Genomic DNA, 10,354 nt, shown 5'->3' on the forward strand with positions numbered 1-10,354 from the left:
AATTACAGATTAAAAATTACAAATGAGGTGGCAATATGAAACAAAAAATAGTTTTAGCATATTCCGGAGGATTAGATACAAGTGTGGCAGTAAAATGGTTAATAGATAAAGGTTACGATGTTGTAGCTTGTTGTTTAGATGTTGGTGAAGGAAAAGATTTAGACATCGTCTATCAAAAAGCTTTAGATATGGGTGCAGTTGAATGTCATATCATAGATGCTACTGAAGAATTTAGTGATGAGTATGTAGCATATGCAATCAAAGGTAACTTAATGTATGAAGGTACATATCCTTTAGTATCTGCATTATCAAGACCTTTAATTTCTAAAAAATTAGTAGAAATTGCAGATAAAACGAATTCAGTTGGTATCGCTCACGGCTGTACAGGTAAAGGTAATGACCAAGTACGTTTTGAAGTAGCAATCAAAGCTCTAAATCCTGAATTAAAAGTCTTTGCTCCGGTAAGAGAATGGGCTTGGAGTCGTGAAGAAGAAATCGATTATGCTCTTAAACATAATATTCCAGTACCTATCCAACAAGATTCTCCCTATTCAATTGACCAAAATTTATGGGGTAGAAGTAACGAATGTGGTATTTTAGAAGATCCATATGCGGCACCACCAACAGATGCATTTGATTTAACAAATGAATTAGAAGATACACCAAATCAATCAGAAGAAATTATTTTATCTTTTGAACAAGGATTACCGACTGCTTTAAATGGTGAAAACTTGTCATTAAGTAAATTAATTTTAAAATTAAACAAAATTGCTGGTAAACATGGTATTGGCAGAATCGACCATGTTGAAAATAGATTAGTAGGTATTAAATCTAGAGAAGTATATGAAACACCAGGAGCAGAAGTAATTATCAAAGCCCATAAAGCGTTAGAAACAATCACTTTAACGAAAGATGTAGCACATTTTAAACCAGTTATTGAGAAACAATTTTCTGAGCAAGTGTATAATGCTTTATGGTTCTCTCCATTAACAGACAGCTTAAAAGTATTTGTCGATAGTACACAACAACATGTTACAGGTGAAGTAAGAATCAAACTTTATAAAGGTAATGCTATAGTCAATGGCAGAAAATCACCTTACACATTATACAACGAAAAATTAGCAACTTATACAAAAGAAGATGCTTTCAATCAAGATTCAGCAGTAGGTTTCATTGAAATCTTTGGTTTACCGACACAAGTCAACTCTATGCTACACGGAGGTTACCACAATGAGTGAGAAAGCTTGGGGTGGTAGATTCAGCGAACAACCAGAAGATTGGGTCGATGAATTCAATGCTTCCATTCATTTTGACAAAACACTTATTAAGCAAGATATACAAGGTAGCATTGCACATGCGACAATGTTGGCAAACCAAGAAATTATTACTGCTGATGAAAGCAAACAAATTATTGAAGGCTTAAATGACATTCTTCAAGATTATTTAAATAACCAAATTACTTTCGATGTATCATTAGAAGATATACATTTAAACATTGAACACGAATTAATTAAGCGTATTGGTGACACTGGAGGTAAACTTCATACAGGACGTAGTCGTAATGATCAAGTAGCAACAGATATGCATTTATATACAAAAGCTGAAGTAGAACAGCTAATTGAACTGATTACTTCCTTTCAAACAAGTATTTTAACAGTGGCAGAAAATCATATTGATACTATCATGCCTGGTTACACTCATTTACAAAGAGCGCAGCCTATATCATTTGCACATCATATATTAACTTACTATTGGATGTTAAGCCGTGATAAATCTCGATTTGAAGATAGTTTAAAACGTATAGACATATCTCCTTTAGGTGCTGCTGCTTTAAGTGGTACGACCTATCCAATAGATAGACATGAAACTCAATCATTATTAGGGTTTAGTTCGCTATATGAAAATAGTATGGATGCTGTAAGTGATCGTGATTATATTGTCGAAACGTTGCATAATATATCATTAACGATGGTTCACTTGTCTCGTTTTGCGGAAGAAATTATTTTTTGGTCTTCTGCGGAAGCAAACTTCGTGACGTTATCCGATGCTTTTTCAACTGGTTCATCAATTATGCCTCAAAAGAAAAACCCTGATATGGCAGAGCTTATAAGAGGTAAAGTTGGTAGAACAACTGGTCATTTAATGAGTATGTTGATGACATTGAAAGGATTACCACTCGCTTATAACAAAGATATGCAAGAAGATAAAGAAGGTTTGTTTGATGCCCTTCATACATTAAAAGGTTCACTGCGTATTTTTGAAGGAATGGTCGATTCAATGACTGTTAACGTTGAACATTTACAACAAACTGTGAATAATGACTTTTCTAACGCCACTGAACTCGCAGATTATTTAGTAACTAAAGATGTACCATTTAGAACTGCACACGAAATCGTAGGAAAATTAGTATTATGGTGTATTCAAAATAATAAATATTTACTTGATGTCCCTTTGTCAAAATATCAAGAGGCACATCCATTAATAGAAGATGATATTTTTACATTCTTAACACCTGCAAACTGCGTGAGTCGCAGAATTAGTTACGGTTCTACAGGTCAAGAAGCAGTTAAACAGCAAATTAAACAAATTAAAGCACAACTGAAATAATTATATAAAAGCATAAAAATCATTTATTGAAATGGTTTTTATGCTTTTATTATTTTAGTTTAATATTTATAACTTAACAGCTAATGTAGGAGTGCTATTATGAATACAGCACAACGTCTTATCGCATGTAGTTTAGCAATTTTAAGTATTAGCTATTTCTCTAGTAAATAACGCTCGCACCTCTCAACACCCCTATCCTTAAAAGTCCTCACAAATTAAAAATGCTAAGTTAGGTGTTAATGACATATGTACAACTTATCTAGTTATTTATAATGCAGTTATCGGTAATGACCGATAATTATCATCTTTGTAATAACATTCTTTAAGCTGACATTACATTATTAACAATACTTCGTATCTATTTACTTATTGTAAACATTTTTATACTTTTTTAACCTTCTTTAATTTATTAATTGTTTTTATTTAACTTAAATTAAAAAGGTGTAAAATATATTTATTTTTTAATCTGTTTTTTGTATGGTTAATATACAGTTTATTATGAGGAGTGAAGGTATGAAATATACAAAACGATTATTTGTCAGTGGTTTTTCAATTTTAGCTCTATCAAGTTTTACAACCCCAGATATCCAAGCAAATAGTAACAATGCGAATCAGCAAGCTACACAACAAGTTAACCAATCATCACAAGCAACTCAAAACAAAGCATATCGTGCTATACATAATCCAACAGGTGAAAAATACACAACAATTGCACATCGTGGTGCGAGTGGCTATGCCCCTGAACATACTTTTGCAGCTTATGACAAAAGTCATAATGAAATGGGTGCATCATATATAGAATTAGATTTACAAATGACAAAAGACGGTCATTTAGTAGTTATGCATGATGAAACATTGGATCGTACTACTAACGGAACTGGTAGGGTCGATGAACATACTTTAAAAGAAATTAAAGAACTTGATGCTGGAAGTAAATTTAATGCCAATAATCCACAATATGCCGACCCTTCATATGAAGGCCAAAAAGTTCCAACACTAGACGAAGTGTTAGAACGATATGGCAGTAATGCTAATTATTATATTGAAACTAAATCACCAGATGTCTATCCGGGTATGGAAGAAAAATTATTAGCTTCATTAGATAAGCATCATTTACTGACACAAAATTCTTTATCAAACGGCCATGTATTAATTCAATCATTTTCACAAGCAAGTTTACAAAAAGTCCAAGCGCAAAATGCTAATATCCCTTTAATCCGCTTACTTGATAAAGGTGAATTACCTAACTTAACTCAAGCAGATTTAAATGCAATTAGAAGTTACGCCATAGGTGTAGGACCTGAATATACAGATTTAACTAAAGACAATGTGAAAAACTTAAAAAAAGCAGGACTACTCGTCCATCCATTTACAGTCAATACTAAAGCAGATATGGAAAGATTAAATAAATACGGTGTTAATGGCGTATTCACAAATTATCCTGATGTCTACGAACAAGTTATTGCTAATGATAAATAACGATACTTGCACTATAATAATATAAATTTATAACAATACTTGTGCCTTCATAAATGGCGAAGTCATCATTTTTTGAACAAGCGAAATAGTATACTATCAACTTACGATAGCAAAAAGAGGGTAGAACATATTTTGTTCTACCCTCTTAATTATTTATAAGTATAAGGCTTAAGCCCATCCACGATAACGTGCCGCTTCTGCTGTACGCTTAAGTCCGACAATGTACGCTGCTAAGCGCATATCAATTTTACGATTTTGTGATAACTCATAAATCGTATCAAATGCTGTAATTAATTTTTCACGTAATTTTTCATTAACTTCGTCTTCTGGCCAATAATAACCTTGGTTATTTTGTACCCATTCAAAGTATGAAACTGTTACGCCACCCGCACTCGCTAGTACGTCAGGTACAAGTAAAATACCGCGTTCAGTTAAAATCTTAGTACCTTCTGGTGTTGTAGGTCCGTTAGCTGCTTCAACAACTACATCAGCTTTAATATCATTTGCATTATCGCCTGTAATTTGATTAGCAATTGCTGCAGGAACTAAGATATCACAATCAATTTCAAATAACTCTTTATTAGAAATTGTATCTTCGAATAAATTTGTCACAGTACCAAAACTGTCTCTTCTATCTAATAAATAATCAATATCTAAACCTTCTGGATCATGTAATGCACCATAAGCATCGGAAATACCTACAATTTTAGCACCTAAGTCATATAAGAATTTAGCTAAGAAACTACCAGCATTACCAAATCCTTGTATAACAACTCGTGCACCTTTAACATCCATGCCTCTTCTTTTGGCTGCTTGTTCAATTGCAATAACAACACCTAAAGCTGTAGAACGATCGCGTCCTTGTGAACCACCAAGTACAATTGGTTTACCTGTAATAAAACCTGGTGAATTAAATTTATCAAGTGAGCTATACTCGTCCATCATCCAAGCCATAATTTGTGAGTTTGTAAACACATCTGGCGCTGGTATATCTTTTGTTGGACCAACGAATTGTGAAATTGCGCGTACATAACCACGTGATAATCTCTCTACTTCATGGATACTCATTTGACGTGGGTCACATATGATTCCACCTTTACCTCCACCATAAGGTAAATCAACAATGCCACATTTTAGTGTCATCCACATAGATAACGCTTTAACTTCTTCTTCATCCACATCAGGGTGGAATCTTACGCCACCTTTTGTTGGACCAACTGCGTCATTATGTTGTGCACGATAACCAGTAAATGTTTTAACAGTCCCATCATCCATTCGTACTGGAATTCGTACTTGTAGGAATCTAAGTGGTTCTTTGACTAAATCATACATACCATCATCAAATCCCAATTTGTTTAAAGCCTCTTTAATAATACCTTGCGTAGAAGTCACCAAATTATTATTCTCAGTCATGATTCATTTCGCCTCTTTTTCGTAACTAATGATTTCGCTTTCATTGCTAATTGTAACATAACTTTTGCCTTTTTAAAGGGATTAAAAAAAGTTATATATCAAATTTTTTTATTATTCAAAAACGTTTTTCACTTTGTCTAATGCTAGGTCTAATTCTTCTTTTGTGATGACTAATGGTGGTGCAAATCTAATTACAGTATCATGTGTTTCTTTACATAAAATGCCTTGCTCTTTTAATGCTTCACAATAAGGTCTGGCATTTTCATGTAATTCAATGCCAATAAATAAACCACGACCTCTAACTTCTTTAATCGCTGGGTGTTCAATCTTTTGTAATTCCGCTTTAAAGTATTCCCCTAGCTCTAATGAGCGACCTGGTAAATCTTCATCGACAATTACATCTAATGCTGCTAATGAAGCTGCACAAGCTAATGGGTTACCACCAAATGTTGAACCGTGTGAACCTGGTGTAAATACGCCTAAAACTTCTTCATCTGCTAGCACAACTGAAATTGGGAAAACGCCTCCGCCTAAAGCTTTTCCTAAAATATAAACGTCTGGCTTAACATTATCCCAGTCTGTTGCAAACATTTTACCTGAGCGTCCTAAACCTGCTTGAATTTCATCAGCTATAAATAATACATTATGTTCGTCACATAACTCTCTAATTTCTTTTAAGTATCCTTCTGGAGGTACATTTATTCCCGCTTCACCTTGGATAGGTTCAATTAAGATTGCTGCAGTATTATCATTGATTGCTGCTTTTACAGCTTCGATATCTCCAAAATCAACTTTACGGAAACCATCTAATAATGGGCCATATCCACGTTGATATTCTGCTTCTGATGATAAAGATACAGGTGCCATTGTACGGCCATGGAAATTACCATTAAAAGCAATGATTTCTGCTTGATCAGGCTCTATTTTTTTCACATCATATGCCCAACGTCTTGCAGCTTTTAATGCCGTTTCTACTGCTTCAGCTCCTGTATTCATTGGTAATGCTTTATCTTTACCTGCTAATTTACAAATTTTTTCATACCATGCTCCTAAGTTATCACTATGAAAAGCACGTGATACAAGCGTAACTTTATCTGCTTGATCTTTTAATGCTTGGATGACTTTAGGATGACGGTGACCTTGGTTAACTGCTGAATATGCAGCTAACATATCCATATATTTGTTACCTTCTGGGTCTGTTACCCATACCCCTTCAGCCTCAGAGATTACAATTGGTAGAGGAACATAATTGTGCGCTCCGTAATGATTTGTAAGCTCAATGATTTTTTCTGATTTTGTCATGATATCTCCCCTTTAAAAAATTTATGGCAATATTGCCTCGATAATTCATAACATTAGCATAACGTATTTACCGTGTTACTGAAACTATTTTCCTAAAAAATCCCTGAAATACTCTTTTTAGGATAAAACAGTGCACTACAAAATATGTATTGATCCGGTTATGACGCTAGTTAATCGTCTTTAAAAGGCAAAACAATCTAACTAAGTTTTATCTATCTTTGCTTTTCAAGATATATTTTTATGTTTTATATATGATTATTTACTATTTTAAAATGGGATATTGTCGACAAATAAAAAAGAACATTAACAATGCATGAATTTTATCGAATGACCTTCATATTGAAAGTCGCTTCCGATAATATAATCATACATCATTAATGTTCTATATAGTTATTGTAGTAATGCTATTTATTTACCATCTTTTCTTGGTAATGGGTAAAAGCCTTGGTTGAATTGTTCCCATAATTTTGGTGGTAAATGGTGTTTATCTTCTCTATTTGGATCAAAGTATGAAATGATTTCATCTTCTTTACCTTCTTCAATTTTACTAACAAATTGATAATCCAATAATATTCCTCTACCTAATGCCAATAGTTCGATTTGTTTAGTGTTAATTGCTTCTAATGCTTGTTCAGCAGTAAATATAGAACCTATACCAATTAATGGCATACGGCCATCAATCCATCGATGTAATAATTCTATACGTGTTTCTTCCGCATATTTGCCTTCTCTAGTTTTAGAGTGCACATCCATTAAAGATACATGTAAATAGTCTAATGGTTTTTCAACTAAAGTTTTAACTAATGATTCAGTGATTTCCATACTAATTCCTGGAGATTCTGCTTCTTCTGGAGAAAATCTATAACCAATAATAAATGAGTCATCGGCATATTGTTTTTTAACATTAACCACTTCATCAACGACTTCGCGAGCAAATTTGAATTTATCCGTGCCCCATTCATCTGTACGACGGTTATAATATGGAGAGACAAATTGATGAATTAAATAATGGTTCGCACCGTGAATTTCAACACCATCGAAGCCTGCTTCTATTACTCTACGTGTAGCTTCGCCGAATGCTTTTATCGTTTCTAAAATTTCGTCATGTGTAATTTCACGTGCATGGTGTTCTTCTGTCTCACCAAAACTTTTCATACTAATTGGACTTGGTGCAGCCACGTCTCCATTTGGTGTCCAGTTTGGTAATGATTGCGCTCCACCATGATGAATTTGTACTACGGCTTTAGCGCCATTCTTTTTCATCACGTTAGCTAATTTTTTTAAACCTTCTATATCAGTATCGTGTGCTACTGACGGTTGACCTGGAAATGCTTTACCTAAATCTGTAACATTACTCGCTGCAGATATTGACAAACCAACATCTTGTGAACGTTGTTCCATATAGTTTATTTCGTCTTCGGATACCGTCCCATCATCATGCGATGTTACGTGTGTTAATGGAGCTAACACAAATTTATTTTTTAATTGTACTTTATTAGGTAACTCTACTGTTTCAAATAAAGTTGCAAATTTTTCATTCATTACTTACTTCCTCCTAATTAATGATTTCAACACTATAACATTGTTATTATGCTTGCACTATTTTAATGCTTGTTCATTTTACCGTAAAAAATTCACTTCACATAATAATATGCTTGCGCATACATGTTTATATATAAAATAAAATCAAAAAACTAACATTTCATGCAGAAATGTTAGTAGTACAAGAGTATTACTCTTGCTTCATAGTGTCTTTGGACTGTTTAATCCAACCTGGCATACGTTCTTTAATTGTTTGAAACCCGTATTTTTCGGTTTCTTTAATTTCATCCAATACTGATTGCTTTTCTTTCTTACGTTCATAATTTTTAAAATAATCATTATCTTTTAATGACAAATTAAGCTTACCTTCTTTATCGATGGAAATAACTTTTGCCCGGACAACTTGTCCTTCGGATAAAAACTTTTTTAAATTATGGACGTAATCATCCATAATTTCAGAAATATGAATCAGACCTTCAGTATTATCTGGGGTTTCAACAAATGCGCCATAAGGCTGAATACCAGTCACACGTACTTTAAGATGTTGACCTACTTTGTAGTGATTATTCAACGTGAGAACCCCTTATTTCGTTTTACTTAACAATAATATAATAGCATAAATTACTAAACTAGACTAATATTACGATAGAAAAATTACTATAAATTGTTGATATAATAGTCATCAAAACAATTAAACCCTTATAATAAAAAGAGCCATGTTCAGATTTTGTTCTGAACATGGTTCTTTCACATTGTATTTTCTATTAATGCACAATACTATCATGTAATAAACTTCCGCATCTCACATAATAGAATGTAACAAGCTCATCCATTTATTTCGATCTTACTTTTATTTATCCTCTACATCAATTGAATCAATAGTGATGTCATGTAAAGGCTTATCTTGTGGACCTACTTTCGTACTTGCAATATCTTCTAGCACGCTTTGACCTTCAATAAGTTGGCCGAATACTGTATGTTTTTGGTCTAACCATGGTGTACCACCTTGTGTACGGTAAGCTTCAACTATTGGTTGTGGCCATCCACCATCTGCAAGTTGGTTAATCATTGATTCCGGTACTTCTTTCATTTGTACAATGAAAAATTGTGAGCCGTTTGTATTAGGTCCTGAATTGGCCATTGATAATGCACCATAAATATTAAATGCTTCTAATGAAAATTCGTCTGCAAATGGTGCGCCGTAAATACTTTCGCCACCCATACCTGTTGCAGTTGGGTCGCCACCTTGTACCATAAAATCATTAATTATACGGTGGAAAGAAATACCATTGTAATAACCATTTTTAGCATGTGTTACAAAATTTTCTACTGTTTTAGGTGCAACATCTGGTAATAACTTAAATGTCATATCTCCTTTATTTGTATGCATTACAAGTTTTATTTCATTATCTTTTACTTCTGTATCTAATTGAGGATAGTTCGTCATTTTCATTCTCCATTTCATGTTAAGATGATAATAGTATTTTAACATAAAAGAAAGGATGTATTAATCATGTTATATAGATTTGCTCATAAAACTGGTGTCTATGGTGTTTCTATTGTAGAAGAAAATGCCCAAGGTATTTTAGTCAAAGTAGAACAAGTCATCAAACACCCTAAGCAAGGAGATTTACATAATCCTACTGCCGTAGAAGATGTGTTTTTCCATGAACGTAAAGCTTTGAGTCAATATGAAAAACGCTATACTACCAAGTCACAACTGCGACCATTCGATGTCACAGAACTTCCCTATACTGAATCTTTACAACAAGCACTTAGTACTTTGGAAAAGAAGTTACAAAAAGAAGATACTGAACATGCACAAAAATCACTTACTAATTTACAACAGTTAAAAGAAGATTATTCTGTGCAGTATAAAAAAAATTTCACCTAAAAAATGACGCGTTTCTTCTTATTTAATAATACAGTAAAAAACCACTAGTTATACACTTGTAGAGGTTTTTCAGAACTGTATGAATCATGTATAATGAAACCATATTTCATTTTAAAG

At 33.3% G+C, this 10,354-nt stretch carries 9 protein-coding genes; 4 read left to right on the plus strand and 5 right to left on the minus strand.

Features of this window, described 5'->3' with window-relative positions:
* Window positions 1-35: 35 nt before the first annotated feature.
* The 3 genes from KA845_RS03415 to KA845_RS03425 all read left to right on the plus strand — a co-directional run bounded on the left by KA845_RS03415 (window position 36) and on the right by KA845_RS03425 (window position 4,086).
* Window positions 36-1,238, plus strand: a complete 1,203-nt coding sequence (locus KA845_RS03415) for an argininosuccinate synthase (protein WP_002509340.1) — start codon at window positions 36-38, stop codon at window positions 1,236-1,238.
* On the plus strand, window positions 1,231-2,607 hold the full coding sequence (argH, locus tag KA845_RS03420) for an argininosuccinate lyase (RefSeq protein ID WP_002509341.1): 1,377 nt from the start codon (window positions 1,231-1,233) through the stop codon (window positions 2,605-2,607). The genes KA845_RS03415 and argH overlap by 8 nt, the downstream gene beginning before the upstream one ends.
* 513 nt (window positions 2,608-3,120) lie before the next feature.
* Complete coding sequence (locus KA845_RS03425) at window positions 3,121-4,086, plus strand: glycerophosphodiester phosphodiesterase (RefSeq protein WP_002509342.1); 966 nt, start codon at window positions 3,121-3,123, stop codon at window positions 4,084-4,086.
* 168 nt (window positions 4,087-4,254) lie between these two features.
* Here the strand turns inward: KA845_RS03425 and KA845_RS03430 are convergent, their stop codons facing one another.
* The 5 genes from KA845_RS03430 to KA845_RS03450 all read right to left on the minus strand — a co-directional run bounded on the left by KA845_RS03430 (window position 4,255) and on the right by KA845_RS03450 (window position 9,790).
* Window positions 4,255-5,499, minus strand: coding sequence for a Glu/Leu/Phe/Val family dehydrogenase (locus tag KA845_RS03430; protein ID WP_002509343.1), 1,245 nt, complete (start codon window positions 5,497-5,499; stop codon window positions 4,255-4,257).
* Between the two features lie 111 nt (window positions 5,500-5,610).
* Window positions 5,611-6,801 carry an ornithine--oxo-acid transaminase gene (locus KA845_RS03435; RefSeq protein WP_142019765.1) on the minus strand — a complete coding sequence of 397 codons (1,191 nt, stop codon included), beginning with the start codon at window positions 6,799-6,801 and terminating at the stop codon, window positions 5,611-5,613.
* Between the two features lie 408 nt (window positions 6,802-7,209).
* Window positions 7,210-8,343 (minus strand): NADH-dependent flavin oxidoreductase, encoded by a 1,134-nt coding sequence (locus KA845_RS03440; protein ID WP_002509345.1) that lies wholly within the window; start codon window positions 8,341-8,343, stop codon window positions 7,210-7,212.
* 190 nt (window positions 8,344-8,533) lie between these two features.
* The gene (ygs, locus tag KA845_RS03445; protein ID WP_002509346.1) at window positions 8,534-8,914 is read right to left on the minus strand and encodes a S1 domain-containing post-transcriptional regulator Ygs; all 381 of its coding nucleotides are present in this window, start codon (window positions 8,912-8,914) and stop codon (window positions 8,534-8,536) included.
* A gap of 279 nt (window positions 8,915-9,193) precedes the next feature.
* Complete coding sequence (locus tag KA845_RS03450; RefSeq protein WP_142019766.1) at window positions 9,194-9,790, minus strand: peptidylprolyl isomerase; 597 nt, start codon at window positions 9,788-9,790, stop codon at window positions 9,194-9,196.
* A gap of 63 nt (window positions 9,791-9,853) precedes the next feature.
* Here KA845_RS03450 and kapB point away from each other — a divergent pair, with 63 nt between their 5' ends.
* On the plus strand, window positions 9,854-10,237 hold the full coding sequence (gene kapB, locus KA845_RS03455) for a sporulation phosphorelay system protein KapB (RefSeq protein WP_261353896.1): 384 nt from the start codon (window positions 9,854-9,856) through the stop codon (window positions 10,235-10,237).
* Window positions 10,238-10,354: the final 117 nt, after the last annotated feature.

Origin of the sequence: Staphylococcus sp. GDX8P114P-2 (assembly GCF_017892945.1) — a bacterium.
Classification (GTDB): Bacteria; Bacillota; Bacilli; order Staphylococcales; family Staphylococcaceae; genus Staphylococcus; species Staphylococcus arlettae.